Raw genomic sequence first — 23,072 nt, forward strand, 5'->3', positions numbered from 1 at the left:
CAGGCAGGTGAAAAACCGGGCGCACAAGTTTCCAACAAAAAAATGCCAGTCAGCGGTTAACTGACTGGCATTGGCCCCACGGGGCGCTTTTTTTGCGTTGCAGGCAGGGCGCGTGCCAAGCAAAGAAAAAGCCCGCAAGTCTTGTGAACGTGCGGGCTTTTGGAGTGGTGCCGACTGCCGGGATCGAACTGGCGACCTACGCGTTACGAGTGCGTTGCTCTACCAACTGAGCTAAGTCGGCGAAAACCAGAACCCAAAATTATATACGAATCGAAAACCGCTTAGTGCAAGTTAAAGGGCTTTGCCTTGGCGCCCGCCAATGCCGTCTAGACTGCCCGTTTACAACCAACCAAAGGAGAACCCGCATGCTCAAGAACGACCACGTCCTGGACACCGCCGCCTTGCTCGACGCGCGCGACGACCGCGCCGGCGGTGTGCCATCGCGCCGCCGGGCGATTCAGTTCGGCTTGGGTGTGGGGTATGCGGCGGCCACGCTACCGGTCATGGCGCAGACTGCGATCAAGACATCGGCCGATGGATTGACCACGGGCGAGGTGACGATTGACGTGGCGGGCTTCAAGATGCCCGCCTACCGCGCACAGCCCGCGGGCAAGACGGGCCTGCCGGTGGTGCTGGTGCTGTCCGAAATCTTCGGCGTGCACGAATACATCGCCGACACGGCGCGCCGCTTCGCCAAGGCGGGCTACCTGGCCATCGCGCCGGAGCTGTTCGTGCGCCAGGGCGACGCGCAAAGCTATGGCGAGATGGCCAAGCTGATGAGCGAGGTCATCTCCAAGGTGCCCGACGCGCAGGTGCTGGCTGACCTGGACGCTACCGTGGCCTGGGCCGGTGCCAACGGCGGCGATGTCAACAAAGTGGGCGTCACCGGCTTCTGCTGGGGCGGCCGCCAGACCTGGCTGTTTGCCGAGCACAGCCCCAAGGTGAAGGCGGGCGTGGCCTGGTACGGTCGCCTGGTGGGCGAGCAGAGCGCGCTGACACCCAAGAACCCGATCGACGGTGTGGCCAACCTGAAGGCGCCCGTGCTGGGGCTGTACGGCGGTGCCGACACCGGCATTCCGCTGGACACGGTCGACAAGATGAAGGCCGCGCTGAAAGCCGCCGCCGACAAGGGCAACGCCGCGGCCAAGGCGTCGGAATTCGTGGTCTACCCCGACGCGCCGCACGCTTTCCATGCCGACTACCGGCCCAGCTACCGCAAGGCCGATGCCGAAGACGGCTGGAAGCGCGCGCTCGCGTGGTTCAAGGCGCACGGCGTGGCCTGAAGCTGACCCGGTGCGACCTGCGTCAGAGCGCACCCGGGTCCCTTGTCCAGAATCTTGAAGAAACAGGCCGCTGGCCCTACAGGGAGTTGCGCAGGCAGCTACTCAAAATATAGCTGATGCCCGTGTGCGATGAGGCCGCCTTGACCGGCTGCGCTGACACACATGGTGCCAAACGCGGCGGTCGCCGCACACTGCTGGGTTAAGCATGGCCTGCAAAACGCGTGGCCCCGCGCGACAATACTCGCATGGCAGCCACCGTGACCCTCGACGACTTTTTGCTGCGCATGCCCAAGGTGGAACTGCATTGCCACCTGCTGGGCAGCGTGCGGCAACAGACCTTCACCGACCTTGTGTACCGCGCCAAGGCGCCGATCAGCGACGAGGAAATCACCGCCTTCTACACCCGCGGCGAAAAGCCGGTGGGCGTGCTGCGCGTGCTGCGTGCGCTGGACGCCTGGCTGCTGCGCACGCCGGACGACTTTCACCGGCTGGTGTACGAATACCTGAGCGATGCCGCGGCCGAGCAGGTGTGCTACGCCGAGTTCTTCTGGAACCCCACCGGCACCGCGCGCGAAGGCGGCCTGCCGTACGAGCGCGCGCTGCAAGGCATCCGCCGCGCGATCGCCGACGCCGAGCGCGACCACGGCATCGTTGGCCGACTGGTGCCGGCGATCGACCGCGAAGCCTCGCCCGAAGACGCGCTGGAGATGGTGCGCTGGGTGGTCGAACACCGTTGCGACGAAGCCATCGGCATCGGCATCGACTACCGCGAGAACGACCGCCCGCCCGAGCTGTTTGAGGCCGCGTACCGACTGGCCCGCACATCGGGCCTGAAGACCACCGCGCACGCCGGCGAATTCGGCATGCCCTGGACCAACGTGCAGACCGCGGTCGACGTGCTGAAGGTGGACCGCATCGACCACGGCTACACCGTGGTGGACGCGCCGGACTTCGCCGCGCGCTGCGCCGACCAGGGCATCCTGTTCACCGTGGTGCCGACCAATTCGTACTACCTGCGCACCCTGGCGCCCGAGCGCTGGGCGCTGGACCACCCGATCCGCCAAATGCCCGGCCTGGGCCTGCGCGTACACCCGAACACCGACGACCCAACGCTGCACCACGTCACCCCGGCCAAGGCCTGGGGGATGATGGTGCGCGACTTCGGCTTCAGCGTGGCGGACCTGCGCGGCTTCATGCTGAACGGCCTGGACGGCGCGTGGATCGACGACAGCACGCGCCGCGACTGGCGCGCGCAGTTCACTGCCGAGTTCGACGATTTGGCCAAAAACATCGCCTAGCCGTTGCCCAGTCTGCGCAGACAGCTCCTTTTTTTATAGTCAATACACCATGCAACGACGACTTCTTCTGACCGCCATTGGCGCCGCGACCCTGCTGGCCACGACCGCCCACGCGCAACCCGCGTGGCCCTCGGCCAAGCCCATCACCATCATCGTGCCGTTCACCGCTGGCGGCAGCGTGGACACGACGGCGCGCCTGCTGGCCGAGCAGCTGACGCAGCGGCTGAAGCAGTCGGTCGTGGTGGACAACGTGGGCGGCGCGGGCGGCACCATCGGCGTGAACAAGCTCGTGCAGTCGGCGCCGGACGGTTACACGCTGGTGATGGGCGCGGACAGCCCCATCGCCATCGCCAAATTCGTCAACCCGGCCGGCGTGCGCTACGACCCGGCCAAGGACCTGGCGCCGGTGGCCATGGTCAACACCGCGCCCATGGTGCTGGTGGCGCGCCCGGGCCTGCCGGTCAAGACGCTGGCCGACGTGGTCGCGCTGGCCAAGAAGGAGCCTGGCAAACTGAGCTACGCCACGTCCGGCATCGGCACCGTGCTGCACCTGGGCATGGAGATGATGAAGCGCCAGGGCGGCTTTGACGTGACGCACGTGCCTTACCGCGGCGGCGCGCAGATCGCCACCGACGTGATCGGCAACCAGGTCGATCTGGCGATGCTGATCAGCGTCAGCGCAGCGCCGCACATCCAGTCGGGCAAGCTCAAGGGCATCGCCGTGACCAGCGCCAAGCGCCTGCCGATGCTGCCCGACGTGCCCACGGTGGCCGAAACGCCGGGCTTCAAGGGCTACGACGTGGTGTCATGGACCGGCCTGTTCGCGCCCGCGCGCACGCCCAAGGCGGTGGTCGACGCGATCAACCAGGCGGTCAACGCGGTGCTGGCGCAGCCCGAGATCCGCACCAAGCTGCAGGAGCAGGGCGCCGTGCCCGGCAATGGCAGCGCAGCCGAGTTCGGCCAGTTCGTCGCACGCGAGCAGCAGCGCTACGCGCAGGTCGTCAAGGCGGCGAACATCCGCGAATGAGCTGGCGCGGCGGGTGCGCAGATGCCCTGGTCGAATCGTCGATTTTTGAATGAAATACAGCGCTCGCCCTACGTGGGTCAGCGCTGGCAGCTACTCATAATATAGCGATGCTGCGCGCGCGCTGGGCGCTCAGCCGCGCGCCACGGGCAACTCGGGCCGACGGCTCCACTCGCTCCAGCTGCCGGCGTACAGCCCGGCGGGCGCGTAGCCGGCCAACTCCATCGCCAGCACGTTGGGCACGGCGCTGACGCCACTGCCGCAGTGGTGCACCGCGCCCGCCGCGTCGCGCCCGGCCAGCAGCGCGTCGAATTCCTGCTTGAGCTGCGCTGCCGGTTTGAAGAAGCCGTCGGCGCCCAGGTTGTCGCCAAACGGGCGGTTCAGCGCGCCGGGGATATGTCCGGCAACGGGGTCCAGCGGCTCGGTCTCGCCGCGGTAGCGCGGGCCGCCGCGGGCGTCGATCAAGGTCTGCGTCGGCCGACCGAGCGCGGCCACGATGTCGTCGGTATGCACCAGGCGGCGCAGCGGCTCGCCTAGCTGGAAGTTGCCTGGGGCGCGCGGCGCCGCGGGGCCGGATTCGGTCGCGCCACCCGCAGCAACCCAGGCCTGCAGGCCACCGTTCAGGACCGCCACGGCGTCGTGGCCGGCCCATTTGAGCATCCACCACAGGCGGCCGCAGTAGTTGGCGCCGTTGCGGTCGTAGGCCACCACCTGTGTGTCCTGATTCACGCCCAGCCGTTGCAGGGTCTGCGCGAACAGCTCCCGTTTCGGTAGCGGGTGGCGGCCGCCGTTGACCGCGTCGGCCGGATCCTTGGCGCTCAGGTCGCGGTCCAGGTGGGCTTGCACGGCGCCGGCGATGTGCTGTTCGGCAAACATCGCATCGGCCTTGGTCGCATCGGCCAGGTCAAAGCTGCAGTCCACCACCAGCAGCGGTGCGCTGCTGGCTTGCAGGGCTTTCAACTCGTCAACGGAAATCAGGTGGGTGTAGGGCATGTCGGCTTCCTTGGGTACGTGAACTGCGGTTGCCCCGAGCATAAAAGAAGGCCGCATGGCGTGCGGTCGCGCAGGTGCGGGACGGGATGTCTGGGCGAAGCCCAGGTTGACGTTGGCCCAGACATACCTGGAGCACACGAAAGCGACAGAAAGCCCCACACAGCCCAACGGTGAGTGCAAAACCTGCACGCTATTGCGCTATTGCGGTTGTGGCCGGCGCGATTGAACGCCCGCTTCGGCTGAACTAGCTCCTTCTCAGCAAACGCCACAGCCGGACCTGCGCCGGCTGTCGGCCTTGTCCCCCTCCCGCAGGAGAGGGGAAGGCGCCGGAGGCGCCTCAGGGGTGAACCCTTCAATGATTTTCGGCTGGCGGGTTGGGCAGCGCCCGCGCACGCAGGAAGGTGGCCAGCATGCCGCTCAGGATGATGGTGGCCATGCCCACCCAGCCCAGCAGCGGGATCTGGTCGCCAAACAGGAACAGCCCGAACAGTGCCGCAAACACGATGCCCGAGTACTGCAGGTTGGCCACGACCATGGTCGATCCGCGTGTGTAGGCGCGCGTCATGCACAACTGCCCCAGCGCGGCCAGCACGCCGATGGGTATAAGCCACAGCGCCTGACGGGTGTTGAGCGGGTGCACGTCGAAGAACAGCATGGCAACGCCGCCCACCAGCGCGGCGCCGACCGAGAAATAGAACACGGTGCGCGCTTCGGGTTCGCCCATGCGGCCAAGCGCGGCCACCTGGATGTAAGCCAGCGCGGACATCAGGCCAGACATCAGCCCGATCAGGCCGGCGAAGAGCTGGTTCTGGTCCAGCGTGGGGCGCAGCATCATGACCACGCCGGCAAAGCTGGCCATCACCGCGAAGATCAGCGGGCCCTGGCGCCGGATCTCCGACAGCTTGCCCATCAGCAGCGTGCCGCCGACCAGAAAGGCGGCGACCCACACGCCGCTCATGTAGTTCAGCGTCATCGCCGTGGCCAGGGGTAGCCGGGCGATGGCGTAGAACCAGGCCGTGAGCGCCGCCACGCCGACGATGTTGCGCCACACATGCATCATCGGCACGCTGGTGCGCAGCGACACCTTGCGCGAACGCGCCAGCATCCACATGAAGACGATGCCGATCGCGCCGCGGTAGCAGACGATCTCCATCGGCCCGAAGTGGTCCGACGCGAACTTGATGCACACGCTCATCAGGGCAAAGAAGAGCGAGGCGGCGATCATCCAGGCGGCTTGCATGGGGCGCGATTATCAGGCAAAAAAATGCCTGCGCCGCCCCATGGACCAGCGCAGGCTGCTATGAATTGAATAGTAAATTCAGGTCGTCAGCGTCATGCCCATGGCGCGGCGGTACCACTCGTGGAAGTGCTGCATGCCGTCTTCCATGGGGCTTTGGTAGGGGCCGACTTCGTTGTCGCCGCGCAGCATCAGGGCCTTGCGGCCGGCATCCATGCGCTCGGCGATCTCGTCGTCCTCGACGCAGGTTTCCATGTAGGCGGCGCGCTGCGCTTCGACGAATTCGCGCTCGAAGGCAACGATTTCCTCGGGGTAGTAGAACTCCACCATGTTCATGGTCTTGTCCACACCCATCGGGTACAGCGTGGACACCGTCAGCACGTGCGGGTACCACTCGACCATGATGTGCGGGTAGTAGGTCAGCCAGATCGCGCCGCGCGAGGGCAGGGCGCCGTTCTGGTAGTTCAGCAGCACTTCGTGCCACTTCTTGTAGATGTCCGAGCCGGGCTGGGCGAAGGTGGGCGCCACGCCGACGGTCTGCACCGAGTATTCGCGGCCGAACTGCCAGTTCAGGTCGTCACAGGTGACGAAGTTGCCCAGGCCAGGGTGGAACGGACCGACGTGGTAGTCCTCGAGGTAGACCTCGATGAAGGTCTTCCAGTTGTAGTTGCACTCGTGCAGCTCGACGTGGTCCAGCGCGAAGCCGTCGAACGACAGGTCGTGCGCGACGCCCATGCCGGCCAGGTCAGCGGCGATGTCACGGCCGTTGTCCTCGAACAGCAGACCGTTCCACTCGCGCAGGCGGTAGTTGTTCAGGTTCAGGCAGGGGTCGTGCTGGAAGTGCGGTGCGCCCAGCAATTCGCCCTGGGGCGAGTAGGTCCAGCGGTGCAGCGGGCACACGATGTTGCCGCCGGCATGGCCCTTGCCCTGGCCTTGCAGCGAACCGCGGCCCTTGAGCATGACCGCCTGTCGGTGGCGGCAGACGTTGGAGATCAGCTCCAGCCCGCCCTGGGCGTTGCGCACCAGCGCGCGACCCTCCGCCTCTTGCGGGAGGGCGAAGTAGTCACCTGCGTTCGGCACGGACAGCGCATGGCCGACGTAGCGCGGACCGGACTCGAAGATGAGCCTCTGCTCGCGCTCGAGCAGCGCAGGGTCGAAATAGGATGGGACGGAAAGTTGACTTGCCGCCTGCTGTAACTGAAGACTTAAATCAGACATGGTGTTCCGATGTTTAAGACTCCCCCTATGAAGGGGCAGGAAGTAAGCGCTTGGAATCCGAGGATATTGGGCGCGCGAAACCCCTGCTTTTGGGCAAGGGAACTTTTGATTTTAACCGAACAGCCGCATCCGATGCTGTGCCCAGTCAGCACATGAGAGCCGGATTTCGAGACGTTGTTCCGTGCCACTCGACGCGTGCCACCTAAAATAAGCCCTTTTGCGCAGATTGCATGGCCAGAAAGACCGCCACCAGCGACACGCAGCCAGCCAGTTACGGCGATGCGGTCCAGCAGCTTGAACAGATCGTGTCGGGGCTCGAATCCGGACAGATGCCGCTGGAGGATCTGCTCACCCAGTACCAGCGCGGCACCGAATTGCTGACCTATTGCCGCGACCGACTCCGGGCCATCGAAGATCAGGTCAAGGTGCTGGACGAGTCGGGCGCGCTCAAGCCGTGGACGCTGGAATGACGACATCGGATTTTGCGACCTGGTCGGACCAGGCATTGACGCGGGTCGAGCAGGCGCTGACCGATTGGGTGCCTGTGGACGCGCCGGCCGGCCTTGGCGAAGCCATGCGGTACGCGGTGCTGGACGGTGGCAAGCGGGTCCGCCCGTTGCTGGTGCTGGCGGCGGCCGATGCCGTTGAGGGTCATCCGGACGCTGCACTGCGCGCCGCCTGCGCGGTCGAGTTGATCCATGCCTATTCGCTGGTGCACGACGACATGCCGTGCATGGACAACGATGTGCTGCGCCGTGGGAAACCCACCGTGCACGTGCAGTTCGGCGAAGCCCAGGCGCTGCTGGCGGGTGACGCGCTGCAGGCGCTGGCGTTCGAGCTGCTCACGCCCGAACCGAGCGAGGTGCCGGCCTCCATGCAGGCGGAGCTGTGTCGCGCCCTGGCGCGCGCCGCCGGCGGTGCCGGCATGGCGGGCGGCCAGGCGATTGACTTGGCCAGCGTCGGTCAGCCGCTGACCGAGGAAGCTCTGCGCCACATGCACATGCTCAAGACCGGCGCTCTGCTGGAGGGCAGCGTTCGGATGGGGGCTGCGTGCGCGCAGCAAGCCTTGAGCGCCGCGGCCCACGCCGGACTGGTGCGCTACGGCGCGGCGATGGGGCTGGCCTTCCAGGTAGTCGATGACATTCTGGACGTGACAGCCGATTCGATCGTGCTGGGCAAGACGGCCGGCAAGGACGCCGCTGCGGACAAGCCGACCTATGTATCCGTGCTTGGCCTCGACGCCTCACGAGCGCTCGCAGCGAGGCTGGGCGACGAGGCGCAAAGCGCATTGGACGACAGCGATCTGGCGAATGTCGCCTACTTGAGGGCGCTGGCCGACCGCGTCGTGAACCGCAACAATTGACCATGGCGACGAATTACCTCGAATCCATCCGCACGCCGGCCGATCTGCGTCGGCTCTCGCGCGACCAACTGAAAGCCCTGGCCGACGAATTGCGCGAATGCGTGCTGAGCAACGTGGCGCGCACGGGCGGCCACCTCAGTTCGAACCTGGGCACGGTGGAATTGACCATTGCGCTGCACTACGTTTTCGACACGCCGCACGATCGCTTGGTGTGGGACGTGGGGCACCAGACGTATCCGCACAAGATCCTGACCGGCCGGCGTGAGCGCATGCCCACGCTGCGCCAGCTCGGCGGCATGTCGGGTTTTCCGCGCCGCGACGAGAGCGAGTACGACACCTTCGGCACCGCCCATTCGTCGACCAGCATCTCGGCCGCACTGGGCATGGCACTGGCCGCGCGCCAGAAAGGCGAAGACCGCGACGCGGTGGCCATCATCGGTGATGGCGCGATGACGGCGGGCATGGCGTTTGAGGCGCTGAACAATGCCGGCGTCGAGCGCGATGCGCGCCTGCTGGTCGTGCTGAACGACAACGACATGAGCATCAGCCCGCCGGTCGGCGCGCTGAACCGCTACCTGGCGCAGCTGATGAGTGGCAATTTCTACGCCACCGCCAAGAACGTCGGCAAGACCGTGCTGGGCCCGGTGCCGCCGCTGTTCGAGTTGGCCAAGCGCCTCGAACAGCAGGCCAAGGGCATGGTGGTGCCGGCCACGCTGTTCGAGAAGTTCGGCTTCAACTACATCGGGCCGATCGATGGGCACGACCTGGATTCGCTGATTCCCACGCTCGAGAACATCCGTGAGCTGATGGCCCGCAAGACCGGGCCGCAGTTCCTGCATGTCGTCACCAGGAAGGGCCAGGGCTACAAATTGGCCGAGGCCGACCCTGTGGCCTACCACGGCCCTGGAAAATTCGACCCGGCGATCGGCCTGGTGCCGCCCAGCACGCCGCCCAAGCAAACCTTCACCCAGGTGTTCGGCCAGTGGCTGTGCGACATGGCCACGCAGGACCCGCGGCTGGTGGGCATCACGCCCGCGATGCGCGAGGGTTCGGGCATGGTCGAGTTCCACAAGCGCTTTCCCGACCGCTATTACGACGTGGGCATTGCCGAACAGCACGCGGTGACTTTCGCGGCCGGCATTGCCTGCGAGGGCCTGAAGCCGGTGGTGGCGATCTACTCCACCTTCCTGCAGCGCGCCTACGACCAACTGATCCACGACGTCGCGATTCAGAACCTGCCTGTCGTGTTCGCACTGGACCGCGCGGGGCTCGTCGGCGCCGATGGGGCGACGCACGCGGGCAATTACGACATCGCCTATCTGCGCTGCGTCCCGAACGTGAGCATCGCGTGTCCGGCGGACGAGCGCGAATGCCGCCAGTTGCTGTCGACTGCGTTTGCGCAGGAACACCCGGTGGCGGTGCGCTATCCGCGTGGGGCGGGCGTGGGTGTATCGGCGCTGCCAGATCTGTCGGCGCTGCCGTTCGGCAAAGGCGAAGTGCGGCGCGAAGGCTGCGGTGTGGCGTTGCTGGTGTTCGGCACCTTGCTGTACCCGGCGTTGCAAGCAGCGGAGCGCCTGGGCGCCACCGTCGTCAACATGCGCTGGGCCAAGCCGCTCGATACAGACCTTTTGACCCACGTGGCGAAGTCCCATGAGGCCCTGGTGACCCTGGAGGAGGGCAGCGTGATGGGCGGGGCAGGCAGCGCCGTGCTCGAGGCGCTGGCAGCGGCCGGCGCCGCGATGCCGGTGCTGCAACTTGGCTTGCCGGACGCGTTCATCGAACACGGCGACCCGGCGCGTTTGCTGGCGGCCCAGGGGCTGGATGCGGATGGCATCGAGGCATCGGTCCGGCGCCGTTTCGGCGATTTGCTGGCAGCTTCGTTGCCCTCTGGCACACCGGAATTGCGCGTGGTCGGTCGCAACGCGGGCTAGCTCGTGCTGAAACCGCGCGGAGCGCGGCCGGTTAGGCCCGCCAGCGCTCAAAAAAGCGAAAAAATCCCCGTCTTGCTGCTCAGGTGACAGGTGAATCCCTAATCGGGGCGGGCTACCCACGTCGCTACACTTAGCGTTTCTGTAGGTTTTCGTTACCATCAAACGAGGAGTATGTTGCTCATGGATCGTCGTTCCCTCATCAAGCGCTCCGGCATCGCCGGCGTTCTGGCCGCTGGCATTGCTCCCGCGGTTCACGCGCAGGCCGCCGTCCGCTGGCGCCTGGCTGCCAGCTTCCCGAAGTCGCTTGACACGATCTTCGGCAGTGCCGAGAAGTTCTCGCAAACCGTCAAGGCGCTGTCGGGCGGCAAGTTCGAAGTGTCCGTTCACCCTGCTGGCGAGCTGATGCCCGCCTTTGGCGTGGTGGACGCGCTCGAGAAGGACACCCTCGAGATGGCCCTGACGGCCGCGTACTACTTCACCGGCAAGGACCCGATCTTCGCCTTCAGCTGCGCCGTGCCCTTCGGCCTGACCACCGTCCAGAACATGGGCTGGAAGAACCACGGCAACGGCCGCAAGCTGCTGGACGCTTTCTTCGCCAAGTACAACTTCCGCACACTGAGCGCCGGCAACACCACCACCCAGATGGGCGGTTGGTACCGCAAGGAAATCAAGTCGCCCGCCGACCTGAAGGGCCTGAAGATGCGCCTGGGCGGCGGTGTGTTCGGCGAAACCATGGCCAAGCTGGGCGTGGTGGCGCAGAACATGCCTGCTGGCGACGTGTACCAGGCGCTGGAAAAAGGCACGCTGGACGCTTCCGAGTTCGTTGGCCCGTACGACGACGAGAAGCTGGGCTTCAACAAGGTGGCCCCGTACTACTACTACCCCGGCTGGTGGGAAGGCGGCGCCGACCTCGAGTTCTTCATCAACAACAAGGCCTTCGAAAAGCTGTCCGCCGAGAACAAGGCGATCGTCAACGCCGCTGCCGCCGTGGCCGCCGCCGACATGATCTCCAAGTACCAGGCCGTCAACCCGCAGTCGCTCAAGCGCCTGGTGGCCAACAAGACGCAGCTCAAGCTGTTCCCCAAGTCGATCATGGACGCCGGCTTCAAGGCCTCGCAAGAGGTGTACGCCGAGCACAGCGCCAAGTCCCCCGAGTTCAAGAAAATCTTCGAGGACATGCGCACGTTCCAGCGCGACCAGGTGCTCTGGAACCGCTTCTCGGAGTTCCCGTACAACCAGTACGTGAACGGCCTGAAACTCTGATATTGCACCGGGCAGGTGGCCGCAAGGCCGCCGCTTCTGGGTCGCAAAAAAAAGCCGCACTGTGTGCGGCTTTTTATATGTGTCTACGTTGCGCATGAGCGATAGGGTGGATCGCTCGAGATCACATGTCGCTATAAATTAAGTAGCTGCTTGCGCAAGCTGGGAAAGCGCTGGAGCGTTATTTTGTTTGAAGCCGAAAGGCGCCGCCGCCGAGAGCCGAGGGCGCCTTTCCTGACGACTCAAGGCTTGCCGTCCTGCTTCAAGGAATCGGTCAAGGCCTTCATCGGGTCGTCCGACCCGTAACCTTCGGCCGCCGGTGCCGCAGACGCTTCTGGCGCAGATGCAGCGGGCGCAGCAGGCGCATCCGAGGCGCCTGGCATGGCCGGGCTGGATTCGTCGCCCCAGGCGCTTTCGTTGGTCCAGTTCTCGTCGGAACCCGCCGCGCTGGCCGGCGCATTCGGGTCGGTCGCCTGGTCGCTGCCGTAGCCCTGGCTGTTGCCTAGGCTTTCGAGCATCTGTGCGCCAACGGCGTCCATGTCCACGTCGACTTTCTTGTCCAGGCTGCCAGTGACCAGACTGGGGAAGGCGATCAGGATGCCGACCATGGTGAGCTGGATGATCAGGAAGGGAATTGCGCCCTTGTAGATCTGCATCGTGGTCACCGGCTCCATGACCTTTTTGGTGATCTTGTCGACGTAGGGCTTTTCAGGTGCGACCGAACGCAGGAAGAACAGCGCGAAGCCGAACGGCGGGTGCATGAACGAAGTCTGCATGTTCACGGCCAGCAGCACACCGAACCAGATCAGGTCGATACCGAGCTTGTCGGCCACCGGGGCGAGCAGTGGCACGACGATGAACGATAGTTCGAAGTAGTCTAGGAAGAAGGCCAGGAAGAAGATCAGCAGGTTGACCACGACCAGAAAGCCCACCTGGCCGCCAGGCAGGTTGGCCAACAGGTGTTCAACCCACTTGGGGCCGTCGGCCGCCTGGAACACCATGCTGAACACGGTGGCGCCGATCAGAATGAACATCACGAACGAGGCCAGCTTGGTCGTCGAGGCCATCGCCTGCTTGAGCAGGTTGTAGTTCATGCGGCCGCGCAGCGCCGCCATGAGCAGTGCGCCCATGGCACCCATGGCGCCGCCCTCGGTCGGGGTGGCGACCCCCAGGAAGATGGTGCCCAGCACCAGGAAGATCAGCAGCAGGGGTGGGATCAGCACGAAGGTCACCCGCTCCGCCAGCTTGGACAGCAGGCCCAGGCGCAGGAGCTTATTGCCCATGGCAATCACCCAGGCCACGAACACGCCGCCGCACATGGCGACCACGATTTTCTCGTCGGTCGGCACGGACTCGACCAAGTGGCCCTCCCACCAGGTGTGCACGTCCGCCATGTGGCGCGCCAGAAAGATAGACACCAGGGCAGAGATGACCATCAACACCGTCAGCGAGGTGTAGCCGCTGTGGCCATTGGGTTCGCGATAGGTGCGCGCTTCGGGCGGCAGCGCCGGTACCGCCTGGGGCCGGAAAATGGCCAGCAGCACGATGTAGAGGACGTAGAGGCCGACAAGAATGAAGGCGGGCACGAACGCGCCCTTGTACATGTCGCCGACGCTGCGGCCCAACTGGTCGGCCATGATGATCAGCACCAGCGAGGGTGGGATGATCTGGGCCAGCGTGCCGGAGGCCGCAATCACGCCGCTGGTCAGCTTGCGGTCGTAGCCGTAGCGCAGCATGATCGGCAGCGAAATCAGGCCCATGGAGATGACCGACGCGGCCACGACGCCGGTGGTGGCTGCCAGCAGCGCGCCAACGAAGACCACCGCCAGCGCCAGGCCGCCGCGCATGGGCCCGAAGACCTGTCCGACTGTGTCGAGCAGGTCCTCGGCCATGCCGCTTCGTTCCAGCACGAGCCCCATGAAGGTGAAGAACGGCACCGCGAGCAGGGTGTCGTTGGCCATGATGCCAATCAGGCGCTGCGGCAGCCACTCCATGACCGACGCGGGGAAGATGCCCAGCTCGATCCCGAGGAAGCCGAAGAACATGCCGCAGGCGCCCAGGCTGAACGCCACGGGGAAGCCAAGCAGCAGGAAGCAGATCAGCCCCGCGAACATGATCGGGGCGTAGTTGGTGGTCAGGAATTCCATGTGCAGCAGCTCCTGACTCAGTTGGCAGTGGGTGTCGCGGCCTTGACCTCGGCCTCGCGGCGCAGGGCTTCAGCCAACTCTTCTTCGGCGCTCTGGTCGGACAGGCGACCCATGGGGTCGGGACCGACGCCGCGCAGGAAGGCGATGCGCTTGATCAACTCGGACCAGCCCTGCAGCATCAGCAGGAAGAAACCGATGGGCAGCGCCAGCCACACCGGCCAGCGGATCAGGCCGCCCGGGTTGCCGGACATCTCGCCGGACTGGTATTTCTCGATCACCATGGGCACGCCCATGTACAGCACCATGAGGCACAGCGGTGTCAGAAAGAAGGCGAAGCCGATGATGTCGATCCACACCTGTGCCTTCTTTGGCAGGCGGCTGTTCAGCACGTCGATGCGAACGTGCTCACGCTGCAGGAGCGTGTAGCCCGCCGCCACCAGGAACGACCAGGCGAACAGGTACCACTGCACTTCCAGGAAGCCGTTGGAGCTGTAATTGAAAGCCTTGCGGACGATGGCGTTCAAAGCGCTGATGACGGTGGCGGCAAAGATCAGCCAGATGACGTATTTGCCCACCTGGGCATTGAGCCAGTCGATGGCTCGCGAGAGTTTGAGCAGCGCCTGCATCGGGGTCTCCGGGGAAGGTCGTACGAGCGCGCGGTAGCGCGGCATTGACAGGCTTGCACGCACGCGGTGGGCGTGTCTGGGCGCAAGCTGAGTACCGATTCTAATGAGGCAAATTGATACACATGGCGGGGCATTCCCGCATAGCGCCAGGGGTGCGCTCAGGCACGGTGCGGCTTGGCCCGGGGGAAGCGCCACCAAGGCAGTACCTTCGACATGGCGCGTACCTCGCCACTGAACGATGGCCTGTACCCCGGCAATTGCTGCACGGCCGTTTGCCAGTCCGGTTTTTGCAGGATCTGCCGCAATGCCACGACGGGCGACTCGTCAAGCGCGGACTTCAGGCACACAAGGTGGTATTCCTCTTCGGCCACGGGCACGAAATCGAGACCGCGCGCGCGCGCGGCTGCCTCGATGCCGATCCCGACGTCCGCCTGACCGGCCAGAATGGCCTGCGCCACCGCGGCGTGCGAGGGTTCGCTGTGCTCGTAACCGCGCAGGCTATCGGGCGCCATCCCGGCACGTTCCAGCAGGTCATCCAGCAAAACCCGGGTGCCTGTACCGCGCGCGCGGTTGACGAAACGCACGCCTGGGTGCGTCAGATCATGCAGAGCATTCAGGCCAAGCGGATTGCCCGGCGCGACCATCAGGCCCTGGCTGCGCCGCGCAAAGCCGATCAGTTTGTGAAGGCCAGGTTTCAGCAAAGGCTTGTAGGTGCGCTCGGTGAGCGTGCCCGCTGGTGCGTCGCACAGTGTGTGAAAGCCGGCCATGATGCAGCGCCCTTCGTTCAAGGCCTGGATGGCGTCGACGCTGCCCATGAAGCGGATGTCCAAGTGCAACTGCGGGCGCTCGCCGCGCGCCAAGGCGTGCATGCGCAGCGCCGTCAGCGCGTCGTCGTGGCTGGCGTGGAAGGTCAGCACGTGCGCTTCGTCGTCGAAAGCCACGGCGAAGGTACGTTCCAGTTCAGCACGAAGGGCATCGATCTGCTGGGCCAGACGTGCCTGGGCCTGACGCTCCGACCACAGAAGCTTGTCACCAAAGCCGGACAGGCGCGCGCGTTTGCCTTTTTCCCAAGCCACCAGCGGGTGACCCAGGACCTCTTCCCAGCGCTTGAGCTCGCCCCAGACATGCCGATAGGACAGGCCCAGGGCAGCGGCTGCGGCTGAAATCGACCCGCTCGTCTGGACCGCGTGGAGCAGATCCATCAGAGGGTTGCGAATCAGCGGCCCTGCAGCGTCCGCGTCGAGCGAGTAGGAAAGACCAATCTTGTGCACAGGCTCGAGTGTGCCGCAGTCCTCCCCCGGTGGCTCCGTGTCACGCAGATGACTTCGCCAACCTGTCCCATCCTTAGGATGTGGAAGGGGCCATGCCCCTCCGCGCAAGGGTATTCAGATCAGTCCTTCTGACTGACGCTCGCGGACCATTCATAGAACAGGAGACTTACAACATGGATCGTCGTTCACTTGTACGAAGTGCCGGATTGGCCAGCGTGCTTGCAGCGGGCGTGGCACCCGCCGTACATGCGCAGGCCACGATTCGCTGGCGACTCGCTTCCAGCTTTCCCAAATCGCTCGACACGTTGTGGGGTGTCTCGGAAACGCTGTCCAAGAAGCTGTCCGAGATGTCCGGTGGCAAGTTTCAGCTTTCGGTGCACCCGGCGGGCGAGCTGGTGCCCGCGTTTGGCGTCATCGACGTGGTGCAGAAGGGCTCGATCGAAGTCACGCACACGGCGCCCTACTACTTCACCGGCAAGGACACGACGTTCGCCCTGGCTTCGGGCATTCCGTTTGGCTTCAACGCGCGCCAGATGTCGGCCTGGATGATCCAGGGCAACGGCCGCAAGCTGATGAACGAGTTCTTTGCCACCTACGACATGGTCAGCTTCGACGGCGGCCACACCGGCACGCAGATGGGCGGCTGGTACCGCAAGCCGATCAAGTCGCTGGCCGATTTGAAGGGCCTCAAGATTCGCCTAGGCGGTGGTCTGGTCGGTGAGATCATGAGCAAGCTGGGCGCCGTGCCGCAGAGCATTCCGGGTGGCGAGATCTACGTCGCCTTGGAGAAGGGCACGCTCGACGCCGTCGAGTGGATTGGCCCGCACGACGACCTGAAGCTGGGCTTCTACAAGGTCGCGCCGCACTACTACTACCCCGGTTGGTGGGAAGGCGACGCGCACGGCAACATCCTGGTCAATACCAAGGCGTGGGGCTCGCTGCCGGCCGAGTACAAGGCGATGTTCGAATCGGCCTGCGCCTACGCGTCCAAGGAGGCTTTGGCCAAGTACGACGCATTGAACCCGGTGGCCCTCAAGCAACTGGCGGCCAACAGGGCGCAAATCCAGGCCTTCCCGCAGTCGGTCATGGACGCAGCCTTCAAGGCGACGATGGAGGTCTACGCCGACCTGGACGCCAAGAATCCGGCCTGGCGCAAGATTTACGCCGACATGCGCGCCTTCCAGCGCGACCAACTGCTGTGGTTCCGCTTCGCGGAGTCGCGCTACGACCAGTACATGGCGACGCGCAAGCTGTAAATAGTGCAGGCACGCCGTGCGCCGTCACTGGCGCGCGGCGTGCTGAGCGGGACTGCGCCGCGTGCTTTGGCTCCGGCTGTGGATGATGACGTGAATGGGTTGCTGATTCGACCTTTCCAACGTTTCCGAGGGAGTGACACATAGCGATAGGGGTTTAAACCCTCCACCTATGCAATCAAATGCATAGCTGTTTGCGCTGATACGGCGGGTGTGGGCAACGGTTTAGCATCGTCGCTGTCGTGAATACCTTTGCTGACAGCGCGCGCACTGCGCTCCATCTCATTTCCAGCTTCGACCCCGCGCTGTGGACCATCGTGGGTCGCTCGCTCGGGGTGAGTGCGACGGCCTGCGCGATCGGATTCGGCATTGGGCTGATCGTCGGGGCCTGGCTGGGCGTGGCACGGTTTCGTGGGCGTCAGGCCGCGCTGGCCGTGCTCAACACGTTGTTGGCCTTGCCCTCCGTCGTGGTTGGTCTCATGGTGTACCTGCTGCTGTCGCGCACGGGGCCGTTGGGTTTTCTGGGCTGGATGTTCAGCTTCAAAGCCATGGTGGTGGCGCAGGTCGTGCTGGTCATTCCGGTCGTCACAGCGCTCACGCGGCAGACCGTCGAGGACGCCGACCTGCAGCATGGCGAGCAGCTCACCTCGCTCGGCGCGGCGTCCATGCTGCGCGGGCTGCTGCTGGCCTGGGATGAACGCTACGCGTTGCTCACGGTGATGATGGCGGCGTTCGGCCGCGCGGTGTCGGAGGTTGGCGCCGTGATGATCGTCGGCGGCAACATCGATGGGTTCACGCGCGTCATGACGACCGCCATCGCACTGGAGACGAGCAAGGGCGATCTGCCCTTGGCGCTGGCGCTGGGCATCGTGCTCCTGGCCGTGGTGCTGCTGCTCAACGCGCTGATCGGCTGGCTGCGCGCGTGGCGCGAGCGCATCGATGGCTCAACTGCATCGCCGGCCACCGGATGGGTGGCCTCATGAACGAGCGCTCGCCGCACGAACCCATGGCCGTGGCCTCCGATCGGCCCGCCGCGCCGCGCGCCGGGTCGGCCGCTTCGGTGGTCCTGCAGCGCGTGAACGTGCACTTTGGCGCCGTGCGCGCGCTGGCCGACGTGGACCTGCGCATCGCCGCCGGGGAGAGCGTGGCCCTGGTCGGTGGCAATGGCAGCGGCAAAAGCACGCTGCTGCGCGTCGTGCACGGCTTGATCCGCCCGCAGACAGGCCATGTGCACGCGCCTGCCCGGCGACAGCAGGCCATGCTGTTTCAGCGCCCGTGGATGCTGCGCGCGTCGGTGCGGGCGAATGTGCAGGCCGGGCTCTGGCTGCGCGGCACACCCTGGCGCGCCGGCCGCGCGCAGGCGCTGGCCGCGCTGGAGCGCGTGCAGCTGGCGCATCTTGCCGAGCGCAACGCGCGCGGATTGTCGGGTGGCCAGCAGCAGCGCCTTGCGCTGGCGCGCGCCTGGGCCCAGTCGCCCGAGTTGCTGTTGCTCGACGAGCCCACGGCCAGCCTCGATCCCTACGCCAAGCACGAGGTCGAGACACTGATGCACGCCTTCGCCAACCCGGCAGACGCGTCCGACGCACCCCTGACGATGGTGTTTGCGAGCCACAACCTGGGCCAGGTCAAGCGGCTTGCGCGCCGCGTGATCTACCTTGACCAGGGCCGCCTGATGGCCGATTTGCCTGTCGAACAGTTTTTTGACCGAACCGTGCTGCGCGCGGTATCCCCCGAAGCCGATGCGTTTCTGAAAGGAGAACTTCTATGACTTCCAAATTGACGAGAAAAATGCTTGGTTCTGGTGCCAGACAAGCGGTGGCAGCTATGGCGTTGATAGTGTCCATGGCGGCTTCTGCGCAAAACATCGTCATGTCCTCGACCACCTCGACCGAGCAGTCCGGGCTGTTCGCGCACCTGTTGCCCGAGTTCAAGAAGGCCAGCGGCATCGACATCAAGGTCGTCGCGCTGGGCACGGGCCAGGCGCTCGACATGGCGCGGCGCGGCGATGCCGACGTCGTGTTCGTGCACGACCAGAAGGCCGAAGAGAAGTTCATTGCCGAGGGCTTCGGCCTCAAGCGCTATCCGGTCATGTACAACGACTTCATCCTGGTGGGCCCCAAGAGCGACCCCGCGGGGGTGAAGGGCAAGGACATCGTCGAGGCGCTGAAGAAGCTGGCGGCGGCCAACGGCACCTTCGTCTCGCGCGGCGATAAGAGCGGCACGCACGCGGCCGAGCTGCGCTACTGGGCCGACGCGGGCCTGAAGGACGCCAAGGGCAGCGGCTACAAGGAATGCGGCTGCGGCATGGGCCCGGCACTCAACATGGCCGCGTCGATGAACGGCTACGTGCTGGCTGATCGCGGCACCTGGCTTAACTTCAAGAACCGCGCCGATCTGGCCATCCTGGTCGAGGGCGACAAGCGCCTGTTCAACCAGTATGGCGTGATGGTGGTCAATCCGGCCAAGCACCCGCAGGTCAAGCAGGCCGAGGCGCAGAAGTTCGTCGACTGGGTGACTTCACCCACGGGTCAGAACGCCATCGCCGCCTACAAGATCGGCGGCGAGCAGTTGTTCTTTCCCAACGCCGAGAAGTAAATCGGCCGCCAAGCGCGCCGAGCGGCCAGCGCGGCGCGCTTGCTTCAGTAGTTCAGGAGGTTGCGGCGGATGCCGAGCAGGTGTTCGGTGGCCGTGGCGCGTGCGCGGCCCGGGTCGCGCTCACGCAGGGCGTTGAGCAGCTCGCGGTGTTCGCGCTGGTAGGCCAGGCGCCGCTCCGGCGTCAGGCTTTTCTTCTTCAGCGCGCCCCATTCGCCCTGCGCGCGCGCGTCGTTCATCATCTGGAAGATGTTGGTGACCAGGCTGTTGTGCGCCGCGCGCGCGATGGCCTCGTGGAACTGGGCGTCCCAGTGCTCGAACTCTTCGTGCGTGGTCGCCGCTTCGGCGCGGTCGCAGCACAGCCGCATGTGGTCGAAGTCGCCCACCGTGCCGTTGCCAATCACGAGATCGACGATGGCGGGCTCGATGGCCAGGCGCGCCTGCATCAGCTCGGCGGGGCTGACGCCTTGGCGCAGGCCGCTTGAGCCGTTCGCCGGGGCGGCCAGCGGCGCCCGCTCGCTGACGTAGGTGCCGCTGCCCACGGTTTGCTTCAGCCACCCTGCGGATTTGAGCTCGCCCAGCACCTTGCGCACGGTGGTGCGGCTGATCTGAAACTGCTCGCAAAACTCGCGCTCGGTCGGCAGCCGGGCGCCAGCCTGCCACTGGCCCGACTGCAACTGGCCGAGGATCGTTTGCCGCAAAGCGTAGGTCGCGTCCAAGGGTTCCTCACTGAAGATATCAAATCATACCAATTGTGCAAACCTGGGCAGTCGGCTGGACGCCAGGGAAAACCCTTTCCGTCATTTTGGCTGCACGGATTGACGCACGCGGCGGCATGCTTATGATTCACCAATTCGTACCATGCAGACCAATTGGTACCTAATGGTTTTAGCGGCCGAGCGCGACCGCACGTTCTAGAGGAGCATGAATTGAGAATTGCAGCGTATACCCACCAAGGCGTTCCCCATGTCGGCCAGGTGTCGGCCGACGGCGCCAGCGTCACGGCCTTCGATGTGCCGCGCGAGGTGGCTGAGCGCGGTGCGCAGGCCCTGATCGAGGCCGCCGTGGCTGGTGCCGCCTTGCCCGCGCTGACGAATGCCGCGGTGGCGGTGGCCGACGTGCAATTGCGTGCGCCCCTGCCGCGTCCGCGCCGCAACGTGTGGTGTGTGGGGCGCAACTACCACGCCCATGCCAAGGAACTGCAGGAGTCGGTGTTCAAGGCGAGCAACGCCAACGTGGCGGCCTGGCCCATCGTTTTCACCAAGGTGCCGGAGTGCGTGGTGGGGCCGTTCGACTCGGTGCACCTTCCAGGCGCGGCCGTGTCCGAACAGATCGACTACGAAGCCGAACTCGGCGTGGTGATCGGCCAGGGCGGCAAGAACATCGCCAAGGCCGACGCCATGAAGCACGTATATGGCTACACCGTGATCAACGACGTGACCGCGCGCGACGTGCAGATGCGCCACCAGCAGTGGGACATGGGCAAGTCGTTCGACACCTTCTGCCCCATGGGCCCGTGGATCGTGACCGCCGACGAGATGGACGGCCGCCAGACGCGCGTGCGCTGCTGGGTCAACGGCGAGCAGCGTCAGGACGGCGAAACCGCGCTGATGATCTTCGACATCTCCACGCTGATCGAAACCGTATCGCGCGGCATCACGCTCTACCCGGGCGATGTGATCGCCACCGGCACGCCGGCCGGAGTGGGCATGGGGCTGAACCCGCCGCGCTACCTGAAATCGGGCGACACGGTGCGCGTCGAGATCGACGGCATCGGCACCATCGAAAACCGGTTTGTCTGACGCGTTCGCGCCGGCAGCCCCCTTGAGGAGACACACGATGACGACACGACGCGAAGCCCTGGCGATGATGGGCGCCGCCGCCGCTGCGGGCGGATTCAGCCGGGCGGCCTTGGCCCAGGACGCCTATCCCAATCACCCCATCAGCATGCTGGTCCCTTTCCCGCCCGGTGGCGTGGCCGATACCGTGGGTCGCCCGGTGGCCGAGGCGATGGGGCGCTTCTTGAAGCAGAGCATCGTGGTCGAGAACAAGGGGGGCGCCGGTGGAGGCATCGGGATCGCCCAGGTGGCCAAGGCCAAGCCGGACGGCTACAGCACGCTCATGGCGCTGTCATCCATCGTGGTGCTGCCCGAGGCCGACAAGGTGCTGGCGCGCGCGCCCATGTACCAGCTCAACCAGTTCAAACCCATCGCGCGCTTCACGGCCGATCCCACCGTGCTGGTGGTGCGTGCCGACAGCCCATGGAAGTCTTTCCAGGAGTTCATCGCGCACGCGCGTCAGAACCCTGGACAGCTCACGTTCGGCTCATCGGGCAACTACGGCACCATGCACGTGCCCATGGAGCAACTGAAGATCGCCACCAAGACCTTCATGGTGCACGTGCCCTACACCGGCGCCGGCCCGGCCATCCTGGCGCTGCTGTCGGGACAGGTGGATGCCCTGTCCACCGGGCCAGCCAGCGTGGCGCAGCACATCAAATCGGGCAAGGTGCGCGCGCTCGCGCACTGGGGCGAGGGCAGGCTGGCCGCGCTGCCCGACGTGCCGAGCCTGACCGAACTCGGTGTGCCCGTGACCTACTCGCAATGGTCGGGCCTGTTCGTGCCTGCGGGTACGCCCGCGCCAGTGGTGGAGCAACTGCGTCAGGCGGCGCGCGAGACAGTGAACGACCCCCGTGCCAAACAGGCCATGGTGAGCGCAGGAACGTCCTTCCTCTACCAGGACACGCCCGAGTTCGAGCGCTTCGTTCAGGCCGATGCCAAGGCGATGGCCGAGGTCGTCAAGGCCATCGGCAAGGTGAACTGAGCGCGGCGCCTGCGGGCGTCAGCCGAGCAGGGCGTTCAGCGCCGTGAGGCTCGGCACCTCGGCGTGGGGCAGATCCGGCAGTTCGGGCGGCCAGCGCTCATCCGTTCGATTGACCCACACGGTCTGCATGCCTGCCGCCAGTGCACCGGCGCCGTCGAGTTGGGCATCGTCACCGATGTGCAACACGGCTTCAGGCGCCACGCCCGCGGCGGCGGCACCGGCCTGGAAAAAGCGCACGTCGGGCTTGCTCACGCCGACCTTGGCCGGGTTGAGGGCGTCGTGAAAGTACCCGCCAATGCCGATGTGGTGCACGTCGGCGTTGCCGTTGGTCAGTGCGACCACCGGGAACCGAGCACTCAACAGTTGCAAGGTGGCCAGCGCGTCTGGGAACAGGTCTACGCGTTGGCGCGCCGCATAGAACACCTCGTACGCCGGTTCGGCCAGCGTGACATCTTCCTGCGCCAGGCGCAGCAGATGCCGAATGGCCTCGCGCCGCAGTCGGCCCAGGTCGTGCGCGATCTCGGGTTGTGCCTGCAGGACGGCCTCGCGTGCACGGCGCTGGTGGTGGCTGTCGGCGGCCAGGCGCGCGGTGGCTGGTGCGCGGTCGGTCAGCCAGGCACGCAGCGTGGTCTCGGCCCGCTCTATCGTCGGCCAGACGGGCCACAGCGTGTCGTCCAGGTCCAGGGTGACGGCGCGCACGCGCGAAAGATCGAGGCGAGAGAGGGTCATGCAGGGCGTCGCCGGGTCGGCCAC

Annotated in this window: 21 protein-coding genes and 1 tRNA gene; 13 read left to right on the plus strand and 9 right to left on the minus strand. The window is 65.6% G+C overall.

All coding sequences use genetic code 11. The annotated features are described in order from the left end of the window. Positions 1 to 165: 165 nt before the first annotated feature. Positions 166 to 241, minus strand: a tRNA-Thr gene (locus FVQ98_RS16235). A gap of 124 nt (positions 242 to 365) precedes the next feature. Between FVQ98_RS16235 and FVQ98_RS16240 the strand changes: the two genes are divergently transcribed. The 3 genes from FVQ98_RS16240 (at position 366) to FVQ98_RS16250 (ending at position 3,608) form a co-directional block, all read left to right on the plus strand. After that, the gene (locus FVQ98_RS16240; RefSeq protein WP_147914505.1) at positions 366 to 1,283 is read left to right on the plus strand and encodes a dienelactone hydrolase family protein; all 918 of its coding nucleotides are present in this window, start codon (positions 366 to 368) and stop codon (positions 1,281 to 1,283) included. A gap of 245 nt (positions 1,284 to 1,528) precedes the next feature. Further along, a complete protein-coding gene (locus FVQ98_RS16245) occupies positions 1,529 to 2,581 on the plus strand; it encodes an adenosine deaminase family protein (protein WP_147914506.1) in 1,053 nt (350 codons plus the stop codon). A gap of 49 nt (positions 2,582 to 2,630) precedes the next feature. Beyond that, positions 2,631 to 3,608 (plus strand): Bug family tripartite tricarboxylate transporter substrate binding protein, encoded by a 978-nt coding sequence (locus tag FVQ98_RS16250; protein WP_147914507.1) that lies wholly within the window; start codon positions 2,631 to 2,633, stop codon positions 3,606 to 3,608. Positions 3,609 to 3,737: 129 nt separating this feature from the next. On the opposite strand, the gene FVQ98_RS16255 is transcribed toward FVQ98_RS16250, so the two are convergent. The 3 genes from FVQ98_RS16255 to FVQ98_RS16265 all read right to left on the minus strand — a co-directional run bounded on the left by FVQ98_RS16255 (position 3,738) and on the right by FVQ98_RS16265 (position 7,053). After that, on the minus strand, positions 3,738 to 4,598 hold the full coding sequence (locus FVQ98_RS16255) for a sulfurtransferase (RefSeq protein ID WP_147914508.1): 861 nt from the start codon (positions 4,596 to 4,598) through the stop codon (positions 3,738 to 3,740). Positions 4,599 to 4,950: 352 nt separating this feature from the next. Continuing rightward, positions 4,951 to 5,838, minus strand: coding sequence for a DMT family transporter (locus FVQ98_RS16260; protein ID WP_187265769.1), 888 nt, complete (start codon positions 5,836 to 5,838; stop codon positions 4,951 to 4,953). Positions 5,839 to 5,916: 78 nt separating this feature from the next. Beyond that, complete coding sequence (locus FVQ98_RS16265) at positions 5,917 to 7,053, minus strand: aromatic ring-hydroxylating oxygenase subunit alpha (protein WP_147914509.1); 1,137 nt, start codon at positions 7,051 to 7,053, stop codon at positions 5,917 to 5,919. A gap of 230 nt (positions 7,054 to 7,283) precedes the next feature. Between FVQ98_RS16265 and xseB the strand changes: the two genes are divergently transcribed. The 4 genes from xseB to FVQ98_RS16285 all read left to right on the plus strand — a co-directional run bounded on the left by xseB (position 7,284) and on the right by FVQ98_RS16285 (position 11,610). Next, a complete protein-coding gene (gene xseB, locus FVQ98_RS16270) occupies positions 7,284 to 7,523 on the plus strand; it encodes an exodeoxyribonuclease VII small subunit (protein ID WP_147914510.1) in 240 nt (79 codons plus the stop codon). Continuing rightward, positions 7,520 to 8,416, plus strand: a complete 897-nt coding sequence (locus tag FVQ98_RS16275; protein WP_147914511.1) for a polyprenyl synthetase family protein — start codon at positions 7,520 to 7,522, stop codon at positions 8,414 to 8,416. Before xseB ends, FVQ98_RS16275 begins: the two co-directional genes overlap by 4 nt. A gap of 2 nt (positions 8,417 to 8,418) precedes the next feature. Next, positions 8,419 to 10,347, plus strand: coding sequence for a 1-deoxy-D-xylulose-5-phosphate synthase (gene dxs / locus FVQ98_RS16280; protein WP_147914512.1), 1,929 nt, complete (start codon positions 8,419 to 8,421; stop codon positions 10,345 to 10,347). 180 nt (positions 10,348 to 10,527) lie between these two features. Next, on the plus strand, positions 10,528 to 11,610 hold the full coding sequence (locus tag FVQ98_RS16285) for a TRAP transporter substrate-binding protein (protein WP_147914513.1): 1,083 nt from the start codon (positions 10,528 to 10,530) through the stop codon (positions 11,608 to 11,610). Between the two features lie 239 nt (positions 11,611 to 11,849). Here the strand turns inward: FVQ98_RS16285 and FVQ98_RS16290 are convergent, their stop codons facing one another. The 3 genes from FVQ98_RS16290 to FVQ98_RS16300 all read right to left on the minus strand — a co-directional run bounded on the left by FVQ98_RS16290 (position 11,850) and on the right by FVQ98_RS16300 (position 15,651). Then, the gene (locus FVQ98_RS16290; RefSeq protein WP_147914514.1) at positions 11,850 to 13,754 is read right to left on the minus strand and encodes a TRAP transporter large permease; all 1,905 of its coding nucleotides are present in this window, start codon (positions 13,752 to 13,754) and stop codon (positions 11,850 to 11,852) included. 17 nt (positions 13,755 to 13,771) lie between these two features. Further along, a complete protein-coding gene (locus FVQ98_RS16295) occupies positions 13,772 to 14,380 on the minus strand; it encodes a TRAP transporter small permease subunit (RefSeq protein WP_147914515.1) in 609 nt (202 codons plus the stop codon). Between the two features lie 158 nt (positions 14,381 to 14,538). Next, positions 14,539 to 15,651: a substrate-binding domain-containing protein gene (locus tag FVQ98_RS16300; protein WP_147914555.1), complete on the minus strand. Its 1,113-nt coding sequence runs from the start codon at positions 15,649 to 15,651 to the stop codon at positions 14,539 to 14,541. A gap of 173 nt (positions 15,652 to 15,824) precedes the next feature. On the opposite strand from FVQ98_RS16300, the gene FVQ98_RS16305 reads away from it, so the two are divergent. From FVQ98_RS16305 to FVQ98_RS16320, 4 genes are all read left to right on the plus strand, one after another. Next, positions 15,825 to 16,907 (plus strand): TRAP transporter substrate-binding protein, encoded by a 1,083-nt coding sequence (locus FVQ98_RS16305; RefSeq protein ID WP_147914516.1) that lies wholly within the window; start codon positions 15,825 to 15,827, stop codon positions 16,905 to 16,907. Positions 16,908 to 17,146: 239 nt separating this feature from the next. Continuing rightward, the gene (locus FVQ98_RS16310; RefSeq protein WP_147914517.1) at positions 17,147 to 17,887 is read left to right on the plus strand and encodes an ABC transporter permease; all 741 of its coding nucleotides are present in this window, start codon (positions 17,147 to 17,149) and stop codon (positions 17,885 to 17,887) included. 23 nt (positions 17,888 to 17,910) lie between these two features. Next, on the plus strand, positions 17,911 to 18,672 hold the full coding sequence (locus tag FVQ98_RS16315) for an ATP-binding cassette domain-containing protein (protein ID WP_147914556.1): 762 nt from the start codon (positions 17,911 to 17,913) through the stop codon (positions 18,670 to 18,672). A gap of 56 nt (positions 18,673 to 18,728) precedes the next feature. Next, the gene (locus tag FVQ98_RS16320; RefSeq protein ID WP_255507829.1) at positions 18,729 to 19,499 is read left to right on the plus strand and encodes an ABC transporter substrate-binding protein; all 771 of its coding nucleotides are present in this window, start codon (positions 18,729 to 18,731) and stop codon (positions 19,497 to 19,499) included. A 44-nt stretch (positions 19,500 to 19,543) separates the two neighbouring features. Here the strand turns inward: FVQ98_RS16320 and FVQ98_RS16325 are convergent, their stop codons facing one another. After that, on the minus strand, positions 19,544 to 20,215 hold the full coding sequence (locus FVQ98_RS16325) for a FadR/GntR family transcriptional regulator (RefSeq protein ID WP_147914519.1): 672 nt from the start codon (positions 20,213 to 20,215) through the stop codon (positions 19,544 to 19,546). Positions 20,216 to 20,425: 210 nt separating this feature from the next. Between FVQ98_RS16325 and FVQ98_RS16330 the strand changes: the two genes are divergently transcribed. Both FVQ98_RS16330 and FVQ98_RS16335 read left to right on the plus strand, forming a co-directional pair. Continuing rightward, the gene (locus tag FVQ98_RS16330; RefSeq protein WP_147914520.1) at positions 20,426 to 21,298 is read left to right on the plus strand and encodes a fumarylacetoacetate hydrolase family protein; all 873 of its coding nucleotides are present in this window, start codon (positions 20,426 to 20,428) and stop codon (positions 21,296 to 21,298) included. Positions 21,299 to 21,335: 37 nt separating this feature from the next. Then, on the plus strand, positions 21,336 to 22,319 hold the full coding sequence (locus FVQ98_RS16335; protein ID WP_147914521.1) for a tripartite tricarboxylate transporter substrate binding protein: 984 nt from the start codon (positions 21,336 to 21,338) through the stop codon (positions 22,317 to 22,319). Between the two features lie 18 nt (positions 22,320 to 22,337). On the opposite strand, the gene FVQ98_RS16340 is transcribed toward FVQ98_RS16335, so the two are convergent. Beyond that, a complete protein-coding gene (locus tag FVQ98_RS16340) occupies positions 22,338 to 23,048 on the minus strand; it encodes an HAD-IA family hydrolase (RefSeq protein ID WP_147914522.1) in 711 nt (236 codons plus the stop codon). Between the last annotated feature and the right edge of the window lie 24 nt (positions 23,049 to 23,072).

Origin of the sequence: Ottowia flava (assembly GCF_008017535.1) — a bacterium.
Classification (GTDB): Bacteria; Pseudomonadota; Gammaproteobacteria; order Burkholderiales; family Burkholderiaceae_C; genus Ottowia; species Ottowia flava.